The following is a 24,890-nucleotide window of genomic DNA, read 5'->3' as shown; positions in this document are numbered from 1 at the left end:
GAGATCAGGGTTTGCCCATCAGGCCGCTCGGCCGGACGAGAAGGATGCTGATGAACAAGCCGAACGAGAAGATCGCTGCAGACGTGGCCGTGACGAACTGCGAAGCGACCGACTCGAATACGCCCAGAACGAGCCCTCCCAGGAGCGAACCGGCGATCGAACCGATCCCGCCGAGAACGACGACGAGAAAGGACTTGATGCCGAAGGAGAGCCCGACAGTCGGCGTTATCGAGAAGAACGGCAGCAGCAGCGCGCCGAACAGGCCGAGAATGGCGCAACCGATCCCGAAGGTTACGGCGTAGATCACGGGCACGTTGATGCCCGATAGCGCGGCGGCTTCGCGGTTCTGCGCCGTCGCCCGGATCGAGCGCCCCATATCCGAGTTCTTCAGCCAGAAGCTCAGGCCGGCAGCCACTGCGACAGCCGCGAGGCACCCGATCAGCCGCGCCAGATTGACCGGGAAGTCTCCGATGAAGATCGGAGTGAGAGCGATGTCCGTTTGGACCGACCGGACATCGGGGCCGAACACCATCAGAACCAGATTGTCGATGATCAGGAACAGCCCCGCCGTCAGCAGAAGCGCACTGAGCGGCTCGACGACCAGCGCCCGCTCGCGTTTGAACAGGGGCGAAATGACGTAGGCCTGGATACAATACCCGATGGCGAACAGGATGGGCACTGTAGCAATGGCAGTAAAATACGGATGGAGACCTGTTATACTGACGATCGTATAGGAGATATACATCGCCAGCATCAGTAACGATCCATGCGCGAAATTGATGACGCGCAGAACGCCGAAAATCAAACTCAGGCCGAGGGCAATTCCGCCGTACAGGCCTCCGATCAGGAGGCCGTTGACCACGGCAAACCCAAGAATCAGCGGATCCATAAACGCCCCCTGGTCGCGCAACATTCCGTCCGGCGGTTTTCCGACGGGCGAAGCGTTCGCTGGGGTTTCAGTGGCGCCGGCCGCGGCAAGAGAGCCCGGCCGGCAGTCGAAACGATCGGAAGGGCTATCTTTGCGCCCAGGCCGGCAGCGGCCAGACCGGCTTGGTGTCCTTCAGACGGTTTTCCATCGGCCAGACAGTTCGTCTTTCGCCACCGATATTCTGCGAAATGACGCCATGGGCGTGCGTATTCTGGCCCTGCTCGTCGAACGAGATGCGTTGATAGCCGATCGATAAGGCCGGCCCCGACGTGATGTCGGTGGCGGCGAGAGCGGACCGGATCTTCTCCTTGTCCGCAGACGCCGATCGCTCAAGCACATCCTGGATGACGTAGAGGTTCGAAAGTCCCTGGGCGCCATAGGAATTGATCTCGTATCCAAATTCCTTTTTGAAGCGAGCGTTGGCATCCTGGAGCTCCGGGGTCGGATCTGCCTTGATCCGGTCGACCTGCCAGTCCTCCTGCACGAACAGATACTCGACAGCCTTGGCCGGAACCCCCTTGTAGAAGCCGGGATCCTCCGAGCCGCCCCCGACCGAATGAATGCCGTAGGGCACATCGATCTTGTTCTCGAAGAACTGGCGAGAGAACAGGATGTGATCCGGCGTATAGGCGACGACCAGCATCGCATCGGGCTTCGCTGCGCGGATCTTGAGCAATTGCGCCGAGAAATCGACCTGGTTGGGCGGATAGGATTCGTTCAGCACGACTTGCATGCCGCGCGCGGTCACGAGCTTCTGGATGGCCGCGACATGCGAGCGACCCCAGTCGGTGCCCTCGTAGAAGAGCCCGATACGGGCCGGGCCCTTGCCGGTTTCCTGCTTCAGCAGATCGATGGCGTCGATCTGCTCGCGCGCATCGTATTGAGCCTTGTTGTTTGGCCGGAATACGTATTTGAAGCCGCGCTCGGTGATCTCGTCCTTCACGGCGCCGGTGACGAGCCAGGGTGTCTTGTAGCGCTCGGCGACCTCGGAGGCGGGGAAGGTGACGGCGCTGTTGTAGGCGCCGACGATCATGGCAACCTTCTCACGCTGAATCAGGCGCTCGGTTTCCGCGGCGCCGACATCGGGCTTCGACTGCGAGTCGGCGAATATCAACTTCAGCTTGGCGCCGCCGAGCGATTTGATCCCGCCCGCGCCATTGATCTGCTCCGCGGCAACGACAGCCCCCAGCCTGGTCTGGTTGCCGATCGTTGCGGACGCCCCGGACAGCGGCAGGACGAAGCCGATCGAGACCTCGTTCTCGGCCTGGGCCCGCGCGGCCGTCCCTAGAACGGCCGTCCCGGCGGCCAAGGCCGCGGCTGAAAGCACAATGCGTCGATTTAAACCTGACATAGACCCTCTCCTCCCACATCTTCTTTTAAATATGATACAGGATATATCTTCGAACGGAGATGCTGTCAACGCTGCGCCGCTTCCCAGCCGGTTGGGGCGAGGTGTCAGTTGGTGCGGGGCCTTAATTCTCGCCGCGCGGCAGCCAAGCCCGAAACACAGCCGGATCTGCAACGACGCTGGCTTTGGAGGGGCGAGATGCGGCGCCAGGCGATCGCGATGCAGGCTCCGCAAGAACGGCCGGCAGCGCGTCGGGCCGCAGCGAAAGGAGCCGCCAACCTATAAAGCAAGGCTCGCTAAGCGGCTCGCGAGTGAGCCGGCGCGACGCCGCCGGGCCAAGGGGTCATCTTTGGAAACCGGGTCATCGTTGGAAGCCGGTTTTCACCGGCTTACCCGAGCGCCCTACGCGGACAAGCTCTCCGCCTTGCGCTCGACCCAGTCGATCATCACGCGGCCCCACTTGATGTCCGCCTGAATCGCCTGCCTGGTCTTTTCGGGGTTCCGTTCCCGCAGGCCGTCCAGCACTTCGAAATGCTTGTGATCGCGGCTGCCGAGTTCGCGCGGCGGCATTTCCTCGTGAAACCGCCGGAGCAACGGCCCCATCATCACCCACATGTTTCCCACGGTCGCCAGAATCAACGGCGCTCGCGCCGCCGAGATCAGCGCGAAATGAAACAGGCGATTCTGAATGGCGGCCTCGCGTGAATCCACGGCCGCGGCGTTGTGGAAGTCCGCCTGAATCCGCTCGAGCTTGGCCAACTCAAGTTTGGTGATGCGCTCCGCGGCCATGGCCGCCGCTTCGCCCTCCAGATGAATCCGGATGCGCTGGATCTCGTCGAGATTTGCCGCAGAAAGCTCGGGGACATGGATCGCGGTCGCTGCCTTCATTTCCAGCACATGGTCGCTGACCAGACGGAAGATCGCCTCACGTACCGGCGTTATCGAAACACCGAGCTCATCCGCCAGTTCCGCGATCCGCAGGCGGTCGCCCGGTTGAAAGCGTCCTTCCATCAGGGCGCCACGGATATTCTCGTAAACGCGCTCCGAAAGGTTCCCTTTTACGACTGGCTTAAGCGTTTTCATGGATGCCCTCGCGACCTCGTCTTCATATATCATATTCCGGTCTCGGGTCTAATCGAGGGCCGAGTGGCGGAAAATGCCCCTTGCGGCCTTTTCTAAATGAAATATGATATATGGTGTTTCATCGCTTGGAGGAGCGCTCGTGACGACACCATCAATCTCCGGCAAGACCCGGCTCGTCCCTTTGGTCGGCTACCCGGCCGGCCATATCCGCGCCCCGTCCTTTCTCAATCCGGCCCTCGCCACGCGGGGCATCGATGCCATCGTCATTCCCTGGCAGGTGGCGCCGGGCAACCTGCCGACGGTGATCGATGCATTTCGGCATTCCGAAAGCATGGCCGGGTTCATCGCAACCGTGCCTCACAAGACGGCGCTTCCCCAGTTGTGCGATCAGCTGACGGATGATGCCGCGGCACTGCGGGCCGTGAATGTCGTGCGCCGCGGCGAGGATGGCCGGCTCGAAGGCGGAATCCTGGATGGCCAGGGCTTCGTCGCGGGCTTGAAGAGCCAGGGCCACGACCTCACCGATCGCAACGTCCTCCTCATCGGCGCCGGTGGAGCGGCGTCCGCAATCGCGCTCGCATTGGCGCGGGAGCCGATCGCGTCTCTGATGATTGCTAATCGCAGCCGCGACAAGGCTCAGGCGCTGGCGGCCCTGGTCGGCGACATGACCGGCAAGAAGGCCTCGGAAGGCCCGGCCGATCCCCGTTCATACGACATCGTCGTCAACGCGACCGTGCTCGGCATGAAGGATACCGACCCGCTTCCGGTCTCGGATTCAGGCTTCCGTCCGGGCCAGCTTGTCGCCGAAGCCATCATGCAACCGCCGAAGACCCGCCTCCTCGCCGAGGCCGAACAGGCCGGTGCCGAGATCCATCTCGGCGAGCACATGGTCCGCGCTCAGATCGGCCTCCTGATCGATTTTCTGTTCAACCCGTAGGCCGCGCGATCCTGCCCTCGGCGCAAGACATTCACCGCATCGGAGACGCAGATGCCTGATCAAAACAAATCTGTAGCCGGGACGGCCATCGTCACTGGCGGAGGCACCGGCATCGGGCGGGCCTGTGCCGAATTGCTCGCCGAGAGAGGCTTGCGCATCATCGCGATCGGGCTGGATCGCGACGAGAATCTGCCTCCGGCGATCGAGTTCCGCAAGCTCGACGTCACCGACGAGACCGCGCTCGCCGAGCTCGCGGAAGCCTGCTCGGATGCGTCTGTTCTCGTGAACGCAGCTGGAATCATTCTGCACGAGAACCGCGAGTTCACGCCTGAGGGGTTCCGCAAGGTGTTGGACGTGAATGTGACGGCAGGGCACATCGCCACCATGTCATTGCGTCCGCATCTGGCGCGAAATCGCGGATCCGTCGTCAACATCGCGTCGATGTGGAGCTATTTCGGTTCCCCCCGCAATCCCGCTTACGCGACGTCCAAGGGCGCGGTTGTCCAGTTGACCCGCTCTCACGCCGTCGCGTTCGCACCGGAAGGCATTCGCGTGAATGCCGTAGCTCCCGGTTGGATCGAAACGCGCCTCTCTGCCGGGGCTCTGCAGAACCCAGAACGCGCGCCCGCGCTGCTCGCCCGCATTCCGCTCGGACGGTGGGGCAGCCCTCGCGACGTGGCCGAGGTCGTCGGGTTCCTGACGTCGCCCGCCGCAAGCTACGTCACCGGCGCCATCATCCCCGTCGACGGCGGCTTTGGAATTGCGTGAAGCCGCTTCGGTTGGCGACCGTTCAGCGTCCGCCAACCACCGGCCTCTCCCGTCCCGCTCGCAACAACCGGTGTACGCAATGATCTATGAAGAGCGCGATTATCGCATCAAGTTCGGCAAGCTGGCCGAGTTCCTGCAACTCTATGGAGAGCATGGGCTTCCGATACAGAAGGAGCACTTGGGCAACCTCGTCGCTTATTTCACCAGCGAGATCGGCGAACTCAATCATATCGTCGCGATCTGGAGCTATGAGAGCTTCGAAGATCGCGCCGCCCGCCGCAAAAACATGCTGGCGGACCAGCGGTGGCACGAATACCTGAAATGCGTCGACGGCTTCATCGATGTTCAGGCCACTCGCATCCTCTCGCCCGTCTCGTTCTCGCCTTTGCAGTAGTGCTCAAGCTTTCCATCGCTTGAAAAAGAAGGGCTTTCTCAGGTTGGACGTCGCGCGCGCGCATGGTTCGGGCGCGCGGCCTAACTCGCCCCCTCCCAAGCCCGCGCCGCGCTATCCGTCGTGAGGAAATCGATCAGGGCCCTTGTAGCGGCCGACAGGCGGCGATGCGGCGCGAAGAGGATCGAAAACGGCCGGGTGCGCCCGCTTGCATACTCCAGAATCTCGACGAGCCGCCCTTGGGCAATGCGATCACGCACGATGAAATCGTAGGACTGGCAGATGCCCAGGCCGGCTTCGGCCAGCGATACGACGCCCAGCACATCGTCATAGACATGGACACGGCCCGACGGCGTCCAATCGATGTCGCGTTCGCCTGCGCGAAACAGCCAGGGCGCACAACGACCGGTGCTCGGCATGACGAAGGGCAGGCATCGATGGTCGGCCAGATCCTCGATCGTCTTCGGCGTTCCGGCCCGGTCCAGATAGTCAGACGACGCCACCAGACGCAGCGGCGCATCTTCCAGCTTCCGTCCGACGAGCCCGCTATCCTGCAGCGGCCCTAGGCGGATCGCCAGATCATAGCCTTCGGCCACGAGATCGACGTTGCGGTTGGCGATGCTCAACTCGATCTGGACCTCCGGATAGGCTCTCGCGAACCCCTCGAGCGCCGCGGGAAGCCGGTAATGGCCATAGGTCGTCGGCACGCTCAGGCGAATGCGCCCCTTCAGTTGCGCCCCTTCCTGCCCCTGAATGGCTCGCTCGGCGTCGTCGATCAGGAAGAACGCATTGCGCGCCTGGTCGAGATAGGCGCGGCCGGCATCCGTCAGGTTCAGGCGCCGGGTCGTCCGACGCATCAGCTGGGCGCCGAGCCGCGTTTCCAGGCGCGTGATCGCCCGGCTGAGAACCGACGGCGTCGTCGACAACGCGACCGCCGCATCGGTCATCGATCCCTTCTCCGCCACCGTCACGAAAACCTCGACGTCCCCTAGATGGTCGAACCGCCTGCCCATTCTTGCCTCTCGCGACTAAATCGATTTCGACACCGGCATTTTTCGCCATTGCTGGCGCCGCTCAGCTTCGCGCGGATTTGGGCAGCCGCGCGTGCGCCGACAGAGGCGTTACCATTTGGCTCCATAGCGAACAAATCAATTCCATCGCTGATTATTTATCGCTGCAATCGGCCTGAATAGATTGGCGTCATCGGACCCCGAAATGTCCACGATGATTATGTTCAGGAGCAAATCATGGCCAACATCGATGAACAGCGCAGACCCGTCCTGTTCGTTCTGACCAGCCACGGCGCGAAAGGCGAAACCGGGGAGCCCACCGGCTTCTATCTCGGCGAGGTGACGCATCCGCTGGCGGTGCTGGAAGCCGCCGGCATTCCGGTCGAGTTCGCCTCGATCGAGGGTGGCGAGCCGCCGGTCGACGGGCTCGATCTCGACGACGCCGTCAACGCGCGTTTCTGGAACGACGACGCTTTCCGCAGTGCCATCCGAACGACGCAGCGTCTGGCGGACGTGAAGCCCGAGCGCTACGCGGCCATATTCTTCGCGGGCGGCCATGGCGCCATGTAGGACTTCCCGAAGAGCCCGGCGGTGAACAGCGTCACGCGCAGCATCTACGAGGCGGGTGGTGCCGTCGCCGCCGTTTGTCACGGCCCGGCAGCACTGGTCAACGTCACGCTGAGCAACGGCACCCATCTCGTGGCCGGCAAGAATGTCGCCGCCTTCACCGATGACGAGGAGCGCGCTGTCGAGCTCGACAAGGAGGTTCCCTTCCTCCTCGCAACCACGCTCGTTGCACGCGGCGCTCACCATCATCCCGCGCCCGACTGGACCGCCAAGGTGGTGGTGGATGGCCGCTTGATCACCGGCCAGAACCCGCAATCCGCAGCCGGAGTCGGCGAGGCCCTGCGCGATCTGCTGAACGCCCGCTCCTGACAATCCCAACTCGAACTGACGGAGCTCCCTGCCGAACGGCGGGTCGCGTTAACTTGGAGAACATCATGAAGCTCATTCGCACTCTCGCTGTCGCCCTGGCGTTGGGAACGACCGCCATCAACGCGCAGGCCGGCAATGTCCTGGTCGTTCTTTCGGATACCGGACGCCTCGACCTGAAGGACGGGAAGGTCTTTGAAACCGGCTTCTATCTCAACGAGCTGATGCAGCCGGTCAAAGCCCTGCTCGACGCCGGCCACGACATCACCTTCGCGACACCGAAGGGCAACGCGCCCACCCTCGACAAGTCCTCGGTGGACAAGATGCATTTCGCCGGCAACGAGACGGAGATGCAGGCGAGCAGCGCGCTGCTCGAAAAGCTCAACCTGACGTCGCCGACCAAGTCGCCCGTCATCAGCCTCACTCGCGTGGAGCAGATCGGCTACGACCGTTTCGACGCGGTCTTTGTCCCCGGCGGCCATGCCCCGATGCAGGACCTCCTGGTGAGTCCTGAACTCGGCAAGCTTCTCACCGACTTCCATGCCAAGGGCAAAACCACGGCGCTCGTTTGTCACGGACCTATCGCGCTGCTTTCGGCCCTGCCTGATGCCAAGGGGTTCACCAGCCAGCTTGAGGCCAATGGCGCCACGAAGAAGCAGGACTGGATCTACGCCGGATACAAATTCACGGTGATCAGCAACAACGAAGAAGAAATGGCGAAGGGCCTGCTCAACGGCGGAGAGATGAAGTTCTATCCGCAAAGCGCCCTGGAGGCCGCCGGCGCCAGCTTCGTCAGCAACAAGACCCCATTCACGTCGAATGTGGTCGTCGACCGCGAGCTGATCACCGGCCAGAATCCGGCTTCCGCCCCGGCTGTCGCCGCCGAGCTGCTGAAGCGCCTGAAATAACCCTCGTCATTCCTGATAGCCCAGTCTCCCACCTGCGGGGACTGGGAGCCTCCAGCGTGTGCCGTCGACAAGAAGCCGAACGGCGACGCGCAGGCAAATGACTCCCTCAACTCAAAAGGCAAGAGATGACCGCCAACATCAAAGTCGTGGCCCGCGTTGTCATAACGATGGGAAAAGAGAATGCGTTCGAGAAGCACGCCAGCGCTCTTTCCGTCGCAACCCGAACCGAAGCAGGATGTGTATCCTACCATCTTTTCAGCAACCCCACCCAAAAGGGCGTCTACGTCTTCGTTGAAGAATGGGCATCGCGATCCCTATGGGAACAGCACATGTCCGGCGAGGCCATACGTGCATTCAATGCGCAGCTGCCGGCCGGAACCATTGCCCAGATCGAGATCCACCCGCTCGAACAGATCGCCTGATCGCACGCATCGGCGCAAACGGACCTCAAGATGCTTCGCTTTGCCGCCGAGCACGCTCGGCGGCACCGTCGAGATTGGTGTCGGCACGATCAGCCATCGCTCGTTCCTTATCGAGAGGCTTTGTAGAGCTTGGTGGCAATCTCGAACATTTCCTCGGGGGCATAGTCCGGCGTGAACGCGGAGGGAACGCCGGTCAACTGATGGATCTTGCCGCCCTCCGGCATGCCCTCGACGACTTCCAACTCGCCTGGGGGATCGCCCGGCAGGGCCATTTCTCCGTTGCCCCATATGCCCGCCATCTCCCGGTAATCGCTGGGGCTGAACGTGTAGAGGCGCCGGTGCGAGCCTTCCTGAAGGTACTTCTGACATTCGGGGATCTTGTCGAGATTGATGTTCGGCGTCGGCAGCATCTTCTCGATCTCGACGCCGGTGATCTGCTTCAGCGCAAGTGCATAGGCATGAGCGTGGACCGAGCCGCGGACCAGCAGATAGCCGCAAACCTCGCGTCCTGTCGGGTCGGTCAGCGTCTCGTAGACGCGCAGCTTATGGAGCCGAGCGCCGCATTCGAGATGGAAGTTGTGCAGCAGATCGGTCACGACATTGCCCGTTGTCGTGATGAAATCGGTGTTCCAGGAGACGCCGTTGCTATTGACCGGCGTCGCGCCACCCGCATTCGACAGGAATGCCGCTGCAAGCCGCATATCCTGCATGCCTTCGTAAGGCGCCTTGGAGATGTCTCCGCCGTCGCCGAGGTCGCCATCCTTCTTGTCCGGCCCATTGGCAATCATGGCCACGCCATTGCTAACCAGCTCGACATGGCCGAGTTCTTCGGCCGTGATGCTGGCGACCAGACTGTAGAAGGGCCGCAGCTTCTCCTTGCTGCGGAAATTGAAGCTCTGGAACATGTAGTTCCCGAGGGTGGACATCTCGCCATACTTGCCGCCGAGCAACTCCTGGAGAGCGGCGGCGGCATTGGGATCTGCCTTTTTTGGAGGTGGCAGTTCGGCCTGAAGCCGATCGACGCGCATGAACATGAAATTGAACTCCCGTTTTACCTTTGCGAAAAACGGCCATGCGCAGCGCTATGTTCCGATCAACTGATAATTAAAATCAGTATGTCAAAAGACATACCGGGCGGTATTTCGCTGCAATTTCAACGAATGCTCTAAATTTTTCAAATAATACGTGAATTTATTTTCACATGCCGGGCAAACAGGCGCCTTTAGAGAGCGGGATTTAACGCCTTTATTTCCGCAGATAACGCGGTTGATCGGTTTTTCCCGTGAAACCCACAATTGAAACTTATACGGTCGCCATACCGTGGTACCAGCCAGAAGATTTCGCTTGCCTTTGGGCAATGGCTCTCGACGGCAATGACGAGCCGCCCGATTACGAGGCTTGGCGCCGGCAGGCACTTGCGGTCTGCAACGAATGGCTGGCGAGGGGCAGAGCGCTTCAGTTCGTGACGGTTCGACCGGCTGCCTTGATCGCATGGCTCGACGAGCGCGCTTTGGCGAACACCTCGGAAAACCGGCGCCGGTATGTCGAGAGCCTTGCCATGGGGAAGTCCACGGAGGCGACCTAGAGCACAATGCCGAGTAGCAGGAAACCACGTTCCATGTTCAAAATGTTCTACGAGATGTCGATGCTCGCAATTGAAGCCCAGCAAGCGATCTGGCTTCGCACCCTCAAGCTCGCGAGAGGTGGCGCGGCGGCTGACAGCGAAGCAAAACGAATGGTGGCCGAGAAAGTCGCCGCGGCCCAGCAGGCCGCTGGAAGGCTGGCAACCGGCACGGCACCGATCGGGATTGTTCGAGGATACCGGCAAAAGGTCCGCTCGAACGTAAAGCGGCTATCGAGATCATAGCGAACCCGGTCGGGCTGTGGCGGCATTCGACGCGACGATGCTGCCGACCGCCCGTGATGGCGACGAACGCGAAGGCCCGCCACGCAGCTCCGCGCGGACATATGCCCGTAGGCCAGGAGTTGGTGCGTCGAGCCCGCGGGAGCGGCAAGACCTCGGCCGGGCTCAGCCAAGGAACGGCGCTGGACTGAGGCATCAGATTCAGGTGTCGATCGACTGCGGATCGCACTCCAGTCCTTGATACCGCAAGCACGGCGAGGCCGGAGGCGACCGCAAGGCTAGTGACACCTTAATCGAAGGCGTGCGCACTCAAGGCAGGACAAGCGGCGATTGAACGTATAGTAACAAGTTTTGTCGCCTTATTGTGCAGTGAGCCGCTCAGGGGCCGGTGCAAGCTGCATGCTCATCCGCGGGGAGAACTGATGAGAGGAAGAGCGCGCGCGTCCACCCGACGCCCCGAGGAGCCCGGCGAGAAGCCTTCGCAACCGGCCGTCGGTCGGCCAAACGGCTATGTGCTCGACGAGCAGGTCGGCTTCCTGATGCGCCGGGCGCAGCAGCGCCATATCTCCATCTTCCAGCAGACCATCGGCGAGAATGGTCCGACGCCGACGCAATTCGCCGCATTGAGCAAGCTTGCTGCAGGGGGCGAAGACATCTCGCAGAACCAGCTCGGCCGCATGACGGCGATGGACCCTGCGACCATCAAAGGCGTCATCGCCCGCCTGGCCGAACGTGGCCTCGTCGAACGCCTGCCCGATCCCAACGACCAGAGGCGCATCCTCATCCGGCTGAGCGAGCAGGGGCAGGCGACGATACCCGAGCTCTTCGAGAAGGCGAAGGCGATCACCGCCGCGACGCTGGAACCTCTGTCGCGAGAGGAGGCGAAGCAACTGCTTGCGCTCCTCGCCAAGCTCGGCTGAGCAGAACGCCATCCACCGCAATTGCGTGCCTGCTCGGGTGCCCTGAGGTCGAGGCCTTTAGTGCGTGCTGGAGTTTCGTGGAAAGGCTGGTCATCCCGGACGGAGCGAAGCGCAGATCCGGGATCCATGCCTGAACCTCGACTGGACGCGCTCCGGCATGGATCCCGGGTCAAGCCCGGGATGACGACGTGCTTCCGTGAAAAAACAGCACGCTCTAGAGCGACAGGTACTGGCTGCGGATGGCTTCGTCGGCCTTGAGCTCGTCCATCGTCCCGGTGAAGCGGATGATGCCCTTTTCGATGATCGCGGCGCGGTTGGCGACGTTACCGGCGAAATGCAGGTTCTGCTCCGAGATCAGGATGCTCAATCCCTCGTCCTTCAGCGCCAGGATGGTCTTGGCCATCTCCTCGACGATGACCGGCGCCAGCCCCTCCGAGGGTTCGTCGAGGAGGACGAGCTGCGGATTGCCCATCAGCGTGCGGGCGATGGTCAGCATCTGCTGCTCGCCGCCGGACATCGCGCCGCCCGGCCTGTCCCGCATGCGGCCGAGATTGGGAAAAAGCGCAAAGAGCCGCTCCGGCGTCCAGTGCGGCACGCCCTCTCGCGGTGGCCGCTGGCCGACGGAGAGGTTCTCCATCACGGTCAGTTCCGAGAAGATGCGCCGTTCCTCCGGCACATAGCCGATGCCGAGCCGGGCGATCTCGAAGGGCTCGCGCCCGTCGATGCGACGCCCGTCGAAGGAGACGCTGCCGCCGGCCGGGGGCACGAGGCCCATGACCGCCTTCATCGTCGTGGACTTGCCGGCGCCGTTCCGGCCCATCAGCGCCAGCACCTCGCCCCTCGCCATGCCGAAGGCGACGCCCTGCAGGATATGCGCGCGCCCGTAATAGGCGTCGAGTGCGGAGATTTCGAGCAGCGCGGTCATCAATGGCCTCCCGAAGTCGCGCCGGAGCCGAGGTAGACCGCCCGCACATTGGGATCCTGCCTGACATCCTCGGCCGTGCCGTCGGCGATCAGCCGGCCACGGTCGAGAACGATCACGCGGTCGGAATGGGTGAAGACGACATCCATGTCGTGCTCGGTGAAGAGCACCGCGATATTTTCGGCAGCGGCGATCCGGGCGGTCAGCGCCATCAGCTCGATGCGCTCGCGCGGCGCCATGCCGGCGGTCGGCTCGTCCATCAGCAGAAGGCGGGGCCGGTTGGCGAGCGCGACGGCGAGCTCGACACGCTTGAGGTCGCCATAGGCCAGCACGCCACAGGCGCGATCCGCCTGCTCGAGCATGCCGACCTGCGCGAGCAGGGCCTCGGCCTCCGCGACATGCCGCGCCCGGGCCGGCGCGAAAGGGTTCCAGAGCCCGCGCTCATGGGAGATCAGCGCCATCTGAATGTTCTCGCGGACAGTCATCGAGGTGAAGGTCGCGGTGATCTGGAAGGTCCGACCCACGCCCATGCGCCAGACGATGCGCGGCTTCAGCCCCGTGATCGGCCGGCCGGCGAGGACAACCTCTCCCCTGTCGGGGCGCAGCTGGCCGTTGAGCATGTTGAAGCAGGTCGTCTTTCCGGCGCCGTTCGGGCCGATCAGCGCCAGCATCTTGCCGGCTTCGACCGAGAAAGACACGCCCTGAACGGCATGGACGCCGCCGAAGGACTTCGCCAGATCGCGCACGACCAGAACGGCATCGTCCGCAAGATCGGACCGCAGGGATGCAACGGCGCTCATCGCACGCCCTCCACAGCCAGCCGGGCCGGGATCGCGCCATCATCGGTGTGCTGCGCATCGCGCCGCCGCTCCCGCAGCGCCAGCAGGCCGCCGACGAGACCGCGCGGGAAGAGCACGACCAGCAGCACGATCGACAGCCCCAGCATGAACCGCCAGTACATCGTCAGCTTCATCAGCTGCTCGCTCAGGCCCGCGAAGGCAAAGGCGCCTATGATCGGGCCGGACACCGTCTGCACGCCGCCGAGCAGGACCATCAGCAGCGCGTCGACCGAGCGCGGGATCGCCATGTAGGTCGGGAAGACCGAGCCCTTGAAGAAGGCGAACAGGCCCCCCGCGATGCCAGCCGAGAAGGCCGCGACGGTGAACGCCACCCACTGCACGCGCATCACGTCGATGCCGATGGCCTCGGCGCGCAGCGGATTGTCGCGCGCCGCCCTGAGCGCGTAGCCAAGCGGCGAGAACACGGCGAAGCGCAGCGCGATGATGCAGATCGCGCACACCACCAGGGCCAGATAGTAGTACGCCGTCTTCGAAACCGCCCAGGGCGACGGCCAGACGCCGAGGATGCCGTTGTCACCGCCGGTGAGATCGACCCACTGGAAGGCCGTCGCCCAGGAGATCTGCGCGAAGGCGAGCGTCAGCATGGCGAGATACACACCGGACAGCCTGACGCAGAACCAGCCGAAGACCACGCCGGCGATGCCCGCCAGGAATGGCGCAATGATCAGCGCCGGCTCCATCGGGGCCCCCAGCCATTTCACCGCCAGCGCCGAGCCATAAGCGCCGAGGCCGAAATAGGCGGCGTGGCCGAACGAGGCCATGCCGCCCGGCCCCATCATGAAATGCAGCGATGCGGCGAAGAGCGCGAAGATGACGAGTTCGGTCAGCGTCAGCAGCAGATAGTCGGGCGTCGCCAGCGGAGCGAGCACGAGCAGGATCAGGGCGGCGAGCCCGGCCAGCTTCGTCGCGCGGTCGGCGGGCGTCAGCAAGGGCTCGGCTGCGGCCGGGCCGCGCGCATGGCCGACCGGGCGCTTGCCCATCAACCCGTAGGGCTTGATGACCAGAACCACCGCCATGACCAGGAAGACGAGAACGAGCGTGATCTTGGGGAAGATCAGGATGCCAAAGGCATGCAGGATGCCGATCAGCACGGCGGCGAGATAGGCACCGGTCACGCTGCCGAGCCCGCCGACCACCACGACCACGAAGGCCTCGGAGATCATCGCGAGGTCCATATGCAGGGTCACGGCCTCGCGCGGCAGCTGCAGGGCGCCGCCGAAGCCGGCGAGCATCGCGCCGAAGGCGAAGACGGAGGTGAACAGGAGCCGCTGATTGACGCCGAGCGCGCCGACCATGTCGCGGTCCTGCGTCGCAGCCCGCACAAGCGTGCCCCAGCGCGTCTTCTGGAACAGGAACCAGAGCACCGCGAGCACGGCCGGCCCGACCGCGATCAGGAACAGCTCGTAGGTCGGGAAGCGGTTGTCGAAGAGCACGACGAAGCTGCGGAAGCCGGGCGCACGCGGCCCCAGCTTGTCCTCGGCGCCCCAGGTGGCCAGCGCGATGTCCTGGATCATCAGCACGACACCGAAGGTCGCGAGCAATTGGAAGAGCTCCGGCGCCTGGTAGATGCGGCGCAGGATCGTGACCTCCATCAGCAGGCCGACGACCGCGACCAGGAGGGCGGCAAGCACCACGCCACCCCAGAAACCGAGCGCGTCGCCGGGGCCGAACCAGGTCACCAGCGTCCAGGCCAGATAGGCGCCCAGCATGTAGAGCGAGCCATGCGCGAAATTCACGATACGGGTGACGCCGAAAATGATCGACAGCCCCGATGCGACGAGAAACAGAGACGATGCGGAGGCAAGTCCGTTCAGCGTCTGCGTGAGAATGAGATCGAACATGAGGACCTCGCCTTCGGGCAGTATACGACACTGGCCCCGCCGGCACGTTAGGCCACGACGGAGGCGATCGTAGAGCAGAAGGTTTGAGACGACATCCCGGACGGATCAGCCCGTCCGGGAACCGGCTATGTGGCGGCTGAGCCTCACCCCGCGGGGCGCATGGCTTTCACGACATCGTCGCTCGGCAGATACTTCGCGCCGTCGCGATAGCTCCAGTCGACCATCGTGCCCTTGCCGTTCCTCACCGCCGTCTTGCCGACGAAGGCGCCGAGCGTCGACTGGTGGTCGACGGCGCGGTACTCGGCCGTGCCGAAGGCGGAGGGGAATTTGAGCCCCTTCATCGCGTCGATCAGCTTCTCGTTGTCGGTCGTCCCGGCCTTGGCCAGCGCCGCCGCGATCGAGTTCATCGTGTCGAAGCCGACGACCGAGCCCAGCCGCGGATAGTCGTTGTACTTGGCTTTGTAGGCGTCGCGGAACTTGACGTGCTCCGGCGTCTGCAGATCGGCATGCGGGTAGCCCGTCACGATCCAGCCTTCCGGCGTCTCGGCGCCGAGCGGATCGAGATATTCCGGCTCGCCGGTCAGCATCGAGACGACGGCGCGCCCCTCGAACAGGCCGCGCGTATTGCCCTGGCGCACCAGATTGGTCAGGTCGGCGGCGAAAGTGACGTTGAAGATCGCCTCGGGCTTGGCCGCTTCCAAGGCCTGGACCGTGGCGCCGGCATCGATACGGCCGAGCGCGGGAAACTGCTCGGCGACGAATTCGACATCGGGCCGCGCCTTCTTCAGCAGTTCCTTGAACCACTTCACCGCCGACTGGCCGTATTCGTAGTTCGGCGCGACGATCGCCCATTTCTTGGCCGGCAGCTTCGCCGCTTCCTCGACCAGCATCGCGGCCTGCATATAGGTCGAGGGGCGCAGCCGGAAGGTGTAGCGATTGCCCTTTGACCAGACGAGCGCGTCCGAGAGCGGCTCGGAGGCGGCGTAGAGCCGCTTGTTCTGCGCCGCGAAATCGGCGATCGCGAGGCCGACATTGGACAGGAAGCCGCCCGAGAGCAGGTCGACCTTCTCGGCATTGATGAGGTCGCCGGCATGGCGCACCGCGTCCTCCGGCTTGCCGGCATCGTCGCGGAAGATCGTCTCGAGCTTGCGGCCGAGCACGCCGCCGGCCGCATTGACCTGATCCTGAGCCAGTTCCCAGCCCTGGCGATAGGGTTTCAGGAAGGCAGGCTGGGCCGTGTAGCTGTTGATCTCGCCGATCTTGATGGTGCCGCTGCCCTGTGCCCGAACGAGCGAGGGAGCAGCCATGGCTGCTGCGCCTGCGGAGGCGGCGGCTAGAAAGCGTCTGCGGTCTATCGTCATCGCTGTTCCCCTCGTTCTTGCTTCAGATGCGCGGCGCCTATTCGGTCCCTTCGTCGCTGGCAGGTTCCTCCATGCCGGCTTCAAAGGGCTTTATCGCGGTCGTCTCGCGCAACTGAATTGTTTGTGCACCTACGAATTTGATGGGGTCCAAAATTCTTGTCAACCTATAATAATTCTGTCCGCTGCCCGCATTGAAGGCAGCTGCCGCCGGCAAGCGGGCGGCACTCAACGCCGGAAGGCGGCTAAGGTCGCCGTCCCCGCATGGCGTCGCAATGCTCCGGCAGCGCGGAGGACTCACCGAGCGTCGCTGGGCTTCTAGCGCTTCCGCCCGGCGGGCGCGATGCAAAATTGGGTATGCGGCCATCCTCATGCGTTCATGTCGGCCCGCCCCCGGCAGCCGATGCAACCGGGACCGCCAGCCCCCGGACTGCGCGGGTGTCTTGTCCCACTGTTGACGGACTCCCGTTCGTGCGCTTACATTGTTTGCATACAAACAATAACAATCTGCGCCGCCGGCGCGAGGGGTACGAGCTATGGCCTCAGACGTGACAACCGCCGCCGTGGACGACAAGATTCGCTGCGATGCCTGCCCCGTCATGTGCTTCATCAAGCCCGGTGCGGTCGGCGCCTGCGACCGCTACGGCAATGTCGACGGTGCGCTCGTGCGCGTCGATCCGCATGTCGTGCTCGGCCGGACCATCGACCAGGGCGGCGAGGTCGTGCCCTTTGCGGGCGAGCGCGAGTGGAGCGGGGACATCCTCAACCCGCGCGGCACCTTCATCACCGCCATCGGCGCCGGCACGACCTATCCGGACTACAAGCCCGCGCCCTTCATCATTTCCTCGGAGGTCGACGGCGTCGACATGGTCACGGTCGTGACCGAGGGGATCTTCAGCTATTGCGGCGTGAAGATCAAAATCGACACCGACCGCTTCCTCGGCCCGGAAACCGCGACCGTGCGCGTCGAGGGAGAGGCCGTCGGCCACGTCACCACAGGCGAATACGGCTCGCAGATGCTCTCGCTCGGCGGTGTGCACCACCTCACCGGCGGTTCGAAGAAGGAGGGCCGCGTCACCTGCGACGCGCTGCTCCAGCTCTGTAACGGCAAGGCGGTCGAGCTCGCGATCGACGGCGGCGAGACGGTCGTCGTGCAGGCCGGACAACCGCCGATCGTCAACGGCATTCCGGAAAGCCGGATGCGCGTCGGCTGCGGCTCGGCCACCATCGGAATCTTCGCCAGGCAGTGGCACGGCAAGGTCGACGAGGTCGTCGTCGTCGACGACCACATTACCGGCGTCCTCTCCGAGCACCAGGCCGGCAAATTGCTCGGCATGGAGCCGACCGGCCTCAAGATGAAGGGCCGCCGGTCGACGCCGGGCCGCTATTTCCAGGTTGCGCAGCCCGGCACCGGCTGGGGCGGCACCAATATCAGCGATCCGCTGACCATCCTCGGCCCGTTCGACCCCAAGGTCGCGCGTCCGGGCCTGCGCCTGCTCATGGTCTCGACCACCGGCGAGCATGCCGCCTATTATGAGCTCGACGACGAGCTGAACCCGGTGGAGATGGACATTCCCGCACCGCTTCGCGAGCCGGTCGACCGCATCGCCGAGAACTGCGAGCCTGCGCTGTCGACGGTGCTGTTCATCGGCGGTGCCGGCGGCTCACTGCGCGCCGGCGTCACCGAGAATCCGGTGCGCCTGACGCGTTCGGTCAAGGATTCGCTGACCTATGTCACCTGCGGCGGCGCCCCGGTCTATATCTGGCCGGGCGGCGGCATCACCTTCATGGTCGATGTCACGCGCCTGCCGGAGAACGCCTTCGGCTACGTCCCGACGCCCGCGCTGGTCGCGCCGCTGGAATTCACCATGAAGCTCTCCGATTATCAGGAGCTCGGCGGCCATATGGACCATGTTCAGCCGCTCAGCCTGCTCAAGAGCGAGGGGCGCCTCCAGCTCCCGCAGCGGCAGGACAATCCCTGGCCCTTCGCGCCGCAAAAGACACGGCGCTCTCACGGATAGCGGACATGTTCGAACGGCCCTCGATGCGCTTCCTGCCCGATGGCAAGCGCCTGCTGCTGCAGCAGGGGCCGATCGACCTCGTCATCCAGGCGACCGGAGAGGATTCCGCCGTTCAGGCAGCATATGAGGCTGCGGGCCGCCGTTTCGACGGGCTGCTGGCCGAGCTTTGCGGCGAACTCTCCCTGCTGCGCAGCCGCGTCACAAGCCAAAGCCCGGTTCCGGAAGGTGTGGTCGCCCGGCGCATGCACGCGGCGGTCCTGCCCTTTGCCGTCGATACCTTCATCACGCCGATGGCTGCGGTCGCCGGCTCGGTCGCCGAGGAAATCCTCGGCGCGATGGTCTGCACTGCCCCGCTGCGGCGCGCCTTCGTCAACAATGGCGGCGACATCGCATTGCATCTGACCGAGGGCGAGCATGTCCGTGTGGGGCTCGTCGACCGACCGGAACAGCCAAGCCTGTTCGGCACGACGACGATTTCCGCCACGGACGGCATCCACGGCATCGCGACCAGCGGCTATCCCGGCCGCAGCTTCTCCCGCGGGATCGCGGAAGCGGTGACGGTGCTGGCGCGTACAGCCGCCATGGCCGATGCCGCCGCGACCGTGATTGCCAATGCGGTGGACCTGCCCGGCCATCCGGCCATCGTCCGGATGCCCGCGAACGCGATCCACTCCGACAGCGATCTGGGCAATATCCCGGTCACGCGCCATGTCGGCAGGCTTGCCGAGACCGAGATTCAAGACGCACTCGCTACCGGCCTGCGAGAAGCGAAGAGATTGCAGGCGCTAGGCCTGATCCTGTCATGCGCCCTGCACCTCCAGGGCCGGAGCGAAACGCTCGCCTTACCCGCACTTTCAGAAACCACATCGAGGAAACTGTCCCATGCCTGAGATCGCCATCCGCAAGCTCGCAGTCGTCGTCGAGACGATCTTCCATGAAGGCGGCCCCGCTCCCGCTGCGCCGCTGAAGCGCGGCGCGGCTCTGGCCGTGATCGCCAACCCCTTCGCCGGCCGCTATGTCGCCGAGATCGCAGGCTTCATGGAGGATCTGAAGCCGCTCGGCCTTTCGCTGGCAACCCAGCTTCTCGATGCTCTCGGCGGCGATCCAAAGGCTATCGAAGGCTACGGCAAGGGCGCCATCGTCGGCGCGGCCGGCGAGCTGGAACATGGCGCTCTCTGGCATGCGCCGGGCGGCTATGCGATGCGCGAGATCCTCGGCGACGCCAAGGCGATCGTGGCCTCGACCAAGAAGGTCGGCGGCCCCGGCACCCGGCTCGACATCCCCGTCACCCACATCAACGCTTCCTATGTCCGCAGCCATTTCGATGCCTTCGAGGTCGGGTTGACCGACGCGCCGAAGGCCGATGAGCTGCTCTTCGCGCTGGTGATGACCACAGGCTCGCGCATTCATGCCCGCGTCGGGGGGCTGCAGGCCTCCGAGATCAAGGGAGAGGATGGCCTGCGATGAGCGCAAGCATCCGCAAGATCGTCACCATCACCGACGAAACCCGCTCGGAGATGGGCCGCCCGGTCGAGCCGGCCGTGCGTCGCGCCGCGGCGGTCGCCGTGATCGCCAATCCGTTCGCCGGGCGCTACGAGGCAGACCTCGCGCCGCTGATCGAGATCGGCGAGGAGCTGGGCGACCTGCTCGGCCGCCATGCGCTGGCGGCGCTGGATATCCCCGGCGAGCAGGTCGAGGGCTACGGCAAGGCGGCTGTGGTCGGCGAGAACGGCGAGTTGGAGCACGCCGCCGCGATCCTGCATCCCAAGCTTGGGGCGCCCTTGCGCAAGCTGCTCGGCAAGGCGCCGGCTCTCATCCCCTCGGCCAAGAAGCGCGGCTCGCTCGGCGTCGTGCTCGACGTGCCGCTCGGCCACAAGGCGGCAGCCTATGTCCGCAGCCATTTCGACGGCATGGAGGTACGCGTGCCCGACGCCCCGCGCGCCGACGAGATCATTGTCGCGGTGGTGCTGACCAGCGCCGGCCGCCCCCTGCCCCGCGTCGGTGGCTTGAAGACCGACGAGATCAAGGGCGAGGACGGGCTGCGCTGAGGACAACGAACCTCCACTGTCATTCCGGGGCGCCGCGCAGCGGCGAGCCCGGAATCCAGAAGCGATGCATTCTGTCGAAAAAAGTAAATCGGCCAGAAGCGCCTTTTCGGGGCGGCCCATCGGTTCTGGGTTCCAGGCTCATTGCTGCGCAATGCCCCGGAATGACGGGGGTGTCGGCACGGGCCAGCATAACTAAGGCCGATTCGCCCTCGCCTTTTCGATCGCCTTCTCCACCCCGTCCCAGCCCCGCTGCCCCGGCGCGAAGCGGCCACGCAGATAAGCCGCGAGATCGGCGATCTGCCGATCATCGAGCGCATTCCCGAAGGCCGGCATCTGGCCCGCGCCGTGGCCACCGCCCTGTATCAGCATGTTGACGAGATTGGCCGGTGTCGCGGCATGAAGCTTCGAGCTCAATCCCAGCGCAGGCCCCTGATTGGCGAGCGGCGCGATACGGCCCGTCTCGTGGCAGGCTGCGCAGGCACCCTCATAGAGCCGCGCAACCGGCGAAGTGCCGGGATTGGCGGCAGAGGCCGTCGCCTTCACGATCGCCTCGGTTCGCGTAGCCGCCTCCTGCTCCGGCAGCGGCTTGTTCAGGGAGGCGAGATAGGTCGCCATGGCGCGGATATCGGCGTCCGGCAATTCCCTTAGTTCTTCGATTACCGGCGCCATCGGGCCGGAGGCCGTGCCGTGGCGGGCTGCCTGGCCGGTACGCAGATAATCGTAGAAATCCGCCTCGCTCCACGGGATCGGTGAATGCGAGAGGCTGGTCAGGGCCGGAGCCTCCCACCCCTCCGCCTCGCCGCCGGCGAGATAGGCCTGACCGCCCTTCTCGGCGCCGAGCGCGTTGCGCGGCGAGTGGCAGGCACTGCAATGTCCGAGCCCGTCGACGAGATAGCGCCCGCGATTCCAAGCCACCGAGCGCGCGGGTTCCGGCTTCGCTTCCTTGCCGCGGTTGAACAGCAGGTTCCAGCCGGCCATCAGCGGGCGCAGATTGAAGGGGAAGGTCAGCCTGCTCGGCTCGTTGCGCTGCACGACCGCGGGCTGCGACATCAGGAAAGCGTAGAGCGCCTGAAGATCGGCCTCGCTTGTCTTCGTGAAGTTCGGATAGGGGAAGGCCGGGTAGAGATGGCGCCCGTCGCGATGGATGCCGGCGCGCATCGCCCGCTCGAATGCGGGATAGGACCAGTTGCCGATGCCGGTCTCGGGATCGGGCGTGATGTTGGTGGCCTTCACCGTGCCGAAAGGCGTCTCCAATGCGAGCCCTCCGGCGTAGGGGACGCCATCCTTGCCCGTATGGCAGACGGCGCAGGCGCCGAGCGCGGCGAGCTGGCGCCCCTTCTCTATGGTCGCGGCCGACCATGTCGCCGGGTCCGGCCGGCCGATGGGCGCGATCTCGGGCGCGATCGAAAATGACAGGGCCGTAACCGTCGCAGCGGCCGCTGCCGCGCCGCCGAGCTTGCTCCAGAAGCCGATGCCGCGTCTGCGCTCCTTCGCGGGAGGCGGCGCCAGCACCGGACGGCCGTTCAGCCCGGCGAGCACGCGCTCCGGCGTCAACGGCAATTCGCGAAAGCGCACCCCGGTCGCGTCGTAGACGGCGTTGACGATCGCCGCCGCGCTCGGAACCGAGGCGGATTCGCCGGCGCCGAGCGGCGGCTCGTGTTGACGTTCCATCAGCATCACGTCGATCGTCGGCAGTTCCGGGAAGGTCAGGACCGGGTAGGCCCCCCAGTCGCGCGCTGCGACGGCGGTGGTCTCGGAGAAGGTCACTTCCTCGCGCAGCACACGGCTGGTCGATTGCAGAACGTTGCCGTGGATCTGGTGCTGCACCCCGGCCGGGTTGACCATCATGCCGGTATCCTGCCCGACGACGACGCGGCTGACCGTGACCTCTCCGGTCGAGCGGTTCACCGCGACATCGGCGACCCAGGCCGCCCAGGCCGCGCCCATCCCCGGCCAGCTGCCATGGATGTAGCGCGCCTGCGCGAAGCCGCGCCCATGCAGAACCTCGCTATCGGCATCGCCCTGCATGCGCGGCCCGACATGCGGCTCCCAGCCGGCGCGCGCAGCCGTCGCCCGCGTCAGCTCTGCGGCGCGTTCGTCGACGATGTGGCGTAGCCGGAATTCGACCGGGTCAGCGCCCGCCTCATGGGCGAGCTCGTCGATATAGCTTTCATGGGCGAAGACATTGGGCATCGCCGAGACGCCGCGCAGCCAGGAGGCACGCACGATCGGCGCCATGTCATAGGCCGTGATCCGCATGTTTTCGTAAGCGTAGGACGGGATCGCCGTGCGGTCGCCCATCTTGAGCGCCGCGGGCGTATTGGGGATACGCCCCGTCAGCAGCAGCGCCAGCGTCGGCGCTGCATTGGACGGGTAGCGCGTGTGGAAATCATAGGCCGCGAGCGAGCCGCCAGGGCCCAGTCCTCCGGCGATGTCCATGAGCTGTCCGGCGCCCTTCGGCTCCCAGAGATGCTCCTGCTCGCGGGTGAGCTGCACGCGCACGGGCGCGCCGACTGCGCGCGACAACAGCACGGCATCGGCCGCGACGTCATCGGCGCAGTTGCGGCCGTAGCAACCCGCCGCCTCATGCCGGACGACCTCGACCCGCTCTGCGGGGACGCCCATCAGCAATGCGATGTCGGCGCGAAGCGGATAGGGGTTCTGGCTGCCGGTCCAGACGGTGATGCCGTCCTCGCGCACATCGGCGACGGCGCAGGAAGGGCCTATCGAGCCGTGCATCTGGTAGGGCCAGACATAGGTGCGGTCGAGCCGCTTCTCGAGGGTCTGGAGCGCGGCCTCGACATCGCCCTCGTCGACCAGTCTTCGCGCCGTCGCAGGGTGAGTGCGCAATGCATTCTGGACATCGCGCAGATCAGCCGGGGCCGGCCAGTCCCTCCAGCGCGTCACCAGCGCCTGCGCCGCCTCCGCCGCCTGTTCCTCGCGCTCGGCGACGACGCCGACGAAATCGCCCTCGACCACGACGGCGCGGACACCGGGAATATGGGCGATGGACGCTTCGTCGACAGCTTCGAGGCTTTTGCCGACGAAATCGCCCCCGTCGATCCCGGCATAGGGCGGCCGCACGACCCGGCCATGCAGCATGTCCGGGACGCGAACATCATGGACATAGACGAAGCGCCCGGTCAGCTTGGCCGGAATGTCGACGCGCTCGACCGGCTTGCCGACGATGGCATGGCGGTCGACCGGCTTGAACGCGGCCTCCTTGGCCAGCGGCAGCAGGATTCGGCGGTTGCCGAGCAGCGTACCGAGGCCGAGCGGGTAGCCCGTCTCCCCGCGCCGGCTGATGGTGCCGGCGGCGACATCGATCCCCTCCTCCGGGCAATCCAGCGCAGCAGCCGCAAGCGCGACGAGCTGCTGGCGGATCTGCGCCGCTGCGATCCGCATCGGGATCGACGTGACCTGGATCGTCTCGCTGGCGATGGTTGCGCCCTGGTCGGGCGTTTCGGCCGTGTCGCCCAGCACCATCTCGACGGACGCGAACGGGAAATCCAGCTCCTCCGCGACGATCTGGGCGAGCGCTGTGCGGATGCCGGTACCGAGATCGACATGGCCGCAGAAGGCGAGCACTCGCCCTTCGGCCGTCAGGCAGACATGGACGTCGAGCCCCTCCTCGGGCGGCGCCTCGGCCGCTGCGCCCTTGCGCGGCGAGACGACGGCGATGACGCCGCCGCGCTTCAGCAATTTGCGGCGGGAGGGCGGTGGAGTCGCGCCCGTCACGAGCCTGCCCCGTCGCGGCTCCAGCAGCGTTCGGCGGCCAGCATCACCGCCCGCACGATCTCCACATGCGTCCCGCAGCGGCAGAGATTATAGCGCAGCGCTTCGCGTACCTCGCTCTCGCTGGGTTTCGGCTTCACATCGAGGAAGGCCTTGGCCGTCATCACCATGCCGTTGATGCAGTAGCCGCACTGGGCCGCCTGCGCATCGATGAAGGCCTGCTGGATCGGATGCGGCTTTTCCGGCGTGCCGAGCCCTTCCAGCGTCACGATCTCGCGGCCGACGGCGAGCCGGACGGGATAGGCGCAGGCCCGCGCCGCCACCCCGTCGAGCAGCACGGTGCAGGCCCCGCATTCGCCGAGGCCGCAACCGAATTTCGGACTGTTGATGGCGAGGTCGTTGCGCAGGAAGAAGAGCAGCGGCGTGTCAGGCTCGCCCTCGATGCGATGAGAGGTGCCGTTGACGGTAAGCGTGAAGGCGCGCGCAGCCCTTTTCATCCGCCTTTACCCGTCCGAGGGGAATGGAAGACCAGCGACACCCAGCGCGCCCCAAATCATTCGTATGCGAATGAGATAATAACGATTCCAGACTGA

General features: G+C 64.9%; 23 protein-coding genes and 1 pseudogene. 13 read left to right on the top strand and 11 right to left on the bottom strand.

The features are described 5' to 3' along the window. Nucleotides 1-4: 4 nt before the first annotated feature. From AC2FAN_RS20750 to AC2FAN_RS20740, 3 genes are all read right to left on the bottom strand, one after another. On the bottom strand, nt 5-913 hold the full coding sequence (locus tag AC2FAN_RS20750; protein WP_485176126.1) for a branched-chain amino acid ABC transporter permease: 909 nt from the start codon (nt 911-913) through the stop codon (nt 5-7). Nucleotides 914-1,013: 100 nt separating this feature from the next. Continuing rightward, nucleotides 1,014-2,450, bottom strand: a complete 1,437-nt coding sequence (locus AC2FAN_RS20745) for an ABC transporter substrate-binding protein (RefSeq protein ID WP_485176125.1) — start codon at nt 2,448-2,450, stop codon at nt 1,014-1,016. A 228-nt stretch (nt 2,451-2,678) separates the two neighbouring features. Then, the gene (locus tag AC2FAN_RS20740) at nt 2,679-3,359 is read right to left on the bottom strand and encodes a GntR family transcriptional regulator (protein ID WP_485176124.1); all 681 of its coding nucleotides are present in this window, start codon (nt 3,357-3,359) and stop codon (nt 2,679-2,681) included. A gap of 139 nt (nt 3,360-3,498) precedes the next feature. Here AC2FAN_RS20740 and AC2FAN_RS20735 point away from each other — a divergent pair, with 139 nt between their 5' ends. From AC2FAN_RS20735 to AC2FAN_RS20725, 3 genes are read left to right on the top strand one after another with little or no spacing between them, the layout of a single operon-like run. Further along, nucleotides 3,499-4,296, top strand: coding sequence for a shikimate dehydrogenase family protein (locus AC2FAN_RS20735; RefSeq protein WP_485176123.1), 798 nt, complete (start codon nt 3,499-3,501; stop codon nt 4,294-4,296). Nucleotides 4,297-4,347: 51 nt separating this feature from the next. Continuing rightward, nucleotides 4,348-5,064 carry an SDR family NAD(P)-dependent oxidoreductase gene (locus AC2FAN_RS20730; protein ID WP_485176122.1) on the top strand — a complete coding sequence of 239 codons (717 nt, stop codon included), beginning with the start codon at nt 4,348-4,350 and terminating at the stop codon, nt 5,062-5,064. Then, complete coding sequence (locus tag AC2FAN_RS20725) at nt 5,051-5,458, top strand: NIPSNAP family protein (RefSeq protein ID WP_485176121.1); 408 nt, start codon at nt 5,051-5,053, stop codon at nt 5,456-5,458. Before AC2FAN_RS20730 ends, AC2FAN_RS20725 begins: the two co-directional genes overlap by 14 nt. Nucleotides 5,459-5,538: 80 nt before the next feature. Here AC2FAN_RS20725 and AC2FAN_RS20720 read toward each other — a convergent pair whose 3' ends face one another. Continuing rightward, complete coding sequence (locus AC2FAN_RS20720) at nt 5,539-6,468, bottom strand: LysR family transcriptional regulator (protein WP_485176120.1); 930 nt, start codon at nt 6,466-6,468, stop codon at nt 5,539-5,541. Nucleotides 6,469-6,702: 234 nt separating this feature from the next. Between AC2FAN_RS20720 and AC2FAN_RS20715 the strand changes: the two are divergent. From AC2FAN_RS20715 to AC2FAN_RS20705, 3 genes and pseudogenes are all read left to right on the top strand, one after another. Beyond that, a pseudogene (locus AC2FAN_RS20715) lies at nt 6,703-7,401 on the top strand (type 1 glutamine amidotransferase domain-containing protein). Between the two features lie 65 nt (nt 7,402-7,466). Continuing rightward, nucleotides 7,467-8,306 carry a type 1 glutamine amidotransferase domain-containing protein gene (locus tag AC2FAN_RS20710; RefSeq protein ID WP_265050336.1) on the top strand — a complete coding sequence of 280 codons (840 nt, stop codon included), beginning with the start codon at nt 7,467-7,469 and terminating at the stop codon, nt 8,304-8,306. A 125-nt stretch (nt 8,307-8,431) separates the two neighbouring features. Further along, the gene (locus tag AC2FAN_RS20705) at nt 8,432-8,728 is read left to right on the top strand and encodes a putative quinol monooxygenase (protein ID WP_485176119.1); all 297 of its coding nucleotides are present in this window, start codon (nt 8,432-8,434) and stop codon (nt 8,726-8,728) included. A gap of 107 nt (nt 8,729-8,835) precedes the next feature. On the opposite strand, the gene AC2FAN_RS20700 is transcribed toward AC2FAN_RS20705, so the two are convergent. Further along, entirely contained in the window at nt 8,836-9,762 is a 927-nt protein-coding gene (locus tag AC2FAN_RS20700) for a manganese catalase family protein (protein WP_476806039.1), read from the bottom strand. A 248-nt stretch (nt 9,763-10,010) separates the two neighbouring features. Here AC2FAN_RS20700 and AC2FAN_RS20695 point away from each other — a divergent pair, with 248 nt between their 5' ends. The 3 genes from AC2FAN_RS20695 (at nt 10,011) to AC2FAN_RS20685 (ending at nt 11,512) form a co-directional block, all read left to right on the top strand. Further along, complete coding sequence (locus AC2FAN_RS20695; RefSeq protein ID WP_265050338.1) at nt 10,011-10,313, top strand: hypothetical protein; 303 nt, start codon at nt 10,011-10,013, stop codon at nt 10,311-10,313. A 33-nt stretch (nt 10,314-10,346) separates the two neighbouring features. After that, nucleotides 10,347-10,595: a hypothetical protein gene (locus AC2FAN_RS20690; protein ID WP_265050339.1), complete on the top strand. Its 249-nt coding sequence runs from the start codon at nt 10,347-10,349 to the stop codon at nt 10,593-10,595. Nucleotides 10,596-11,014: 419 nt separating this feature from the next. Beyond that, nucleotides 11,015-11,512 (top strand): MarR family winged helix-turn-helix transcriptional regulator, encoded by a 498-nt coding sequence (locus AC2FAN_RS20685; RefSeq protein WP_265050340.1) that lies wholly within the window; start codon nt 11,015-11,017, stop codon nt 11,510-11,512. A 214-nt stretch (nt 11,513-11,726) separates the two neighbouring features. Here AC2FAN_RS20685 and AC2FAN_RS20680 read toward each other — a convergent pair whose 3' ends face one another. The 4 genes from AC2FAN_RS20680 to AC2FAN_RS20665 form a co-directional block, all read right to left on the bottom strand. Continuing rightward, entirely contained in the window at nt 11,727-12,437 is a 711-nt protein-coding gene (locus AC2FAN_RS20680) for an ABC transporter ATP-binding protein (RefSeq protein ID WP_265050341.1), read from the bottom strand. Next, nucleotides 12,437-13,234: an ABC transporter ATP-binding protein gene (locus AC2FAN_RS20675; protein ID WP_265050342.1), complete on the bottom strand. Its 798-nt coding sequence runs from the start codon at nt 13,232-13,234 to the stop codon at nt 12,437-12,439. Before AC2FAN_RS20675 ends, AC2FAN_RS20680 begins: the two co-directional genes overlap by 1 nt. Further along, entirely contained in the window at nt 13,231-15,135 is a 1,905-nt protein-coding gene (locus AC2FAN_RS20670) for an ABC transporter permease (RefSeq protein WP_265050343.1), read from the bottom strand. Before AC2FAN_RS20670 ends, AC2FAN_RS20675 begins: the two co-directional genes overlap by 4 nt. 143 nt (nt 15,136-15,278) lie before the next feature. Next, complete coding sequence (locus tag AC2FAN_RS20665; RefSeq protein ID WP_485176117.1) at nt 15,279-16,442, bottom strand: ABC transporter substrate-binding protein; 1,164 nt, start codon at nt 16,440-16,442, stop codon at nt 15,279-15,281. Nucleotides 16,443-17,029: 587 nt separating this feature from the next. On the opposite strand from AC2FAN_RS20665, the gene AC2FAN_RS20660 reads away from it, so the two are divergent. The 4 genes from AC2FAN_RS20660 to AC2FAN_RS20645 are packed head-to-tail and all read left to right on the top strand — an operon-like array spanning nt 17,030 to nt 20,562. After that, nucleotides 17,030-18,514, top strand: a complete 1,485-nt coding sequence (locus AC2FAN_RS20660) for a 6-hydroxynicotinate reductase (RefSeq protein WP_265050345.1) — start codon at nt 17,030-17,032, stop codon at nt 18,512-18,514. Nucleotides 18,515-18,519: 5 nt separating this feature from the next. Continuing rightward, nucleotides 18,520-19,404, top strand: a complete 885-nt coding sequence (locus AC2FAN_RS20655; RefSeq protein ID WP_485176116.1) for a UPF0280 family protein — start codon at nt 18,520-18,522, stop codon at nt 19,402-19,404. After that, nucleotides 19,397-19,981: an amino acid synthesis family protein gene (locus AC2FAN_RS20650; RefSeq protein ID WP_265050347.1), complete on the top strand. Its 585-nt coding sequence runs from the start codon at nt 19,397-19,399 to the stop codon at nt 19,979-19,981. Before AC2FAN_RS20655 ends, AC2FAN_RS20650 begins: the two co-directional genes overlap by 8 nt. Next, nucleotides 19,978-20,562 (top strand): amino acid synthesis family protein, encoded by a 585-nt coding sequence (locus tag AC2FAN_RS20645; RefSeq protein WP_485176114.1) that lies wholly within the window; start codon nt 19,978-19,980, stop codon nt 20,560-20,562. Before AC2FAN_RS20650 ends, AC2FAN_RS20645 begins: the two co-directional genes overlap by 4 nt. 192 nt (nt 20,563-20,754) lie before the next feature. Here AC2FAN_RS20645 and AC2FAN_RS20640 read toward each other — a convergent pair whose 3' ends face one another. Together AC2FAN_RS20640 and AC2FAN_RS20635 are read right to left on the bottom strand one after the other, a co-directional pair. Continuing rightward, nucleotides 20,755-24,300, bottom strand: a complete 3,546-nt coding sequence (locus AC2FAN_RS20640) for a molybdopterin cofactor-binding domain-containing protein (RefSeq protein WP_485176113.1) — start codon at nt 24,298-24,300, stop codon at nt 20,755-20,757. Further along, nucleotides 24,297-24,794, bottom strand: coding sequence for a (2Fe-2S)-binding protein (locus AC2FAN_RS20635; RefSeq protein WP_265050350.1), 498 nt, complete (start codon nt 24,792-24,794; stop codon nt 24,297-24,299). The genes AC2FAN_RS20640 and AC2FAN_RS20635 overlap by 4 nt, the downstream gene beginning before the upstream one ends. Nucleotides 24,795-24,890: the final 96 nt, after the last annotated feature.

Source organism: Allobosea sp. RIT-PG3_2 (assembly GCF_057321085.1).
Note: the sequence above shows the minus strand (reverse complement) of the source record. Positions and strands in the feature narration are given on the sequence as shown.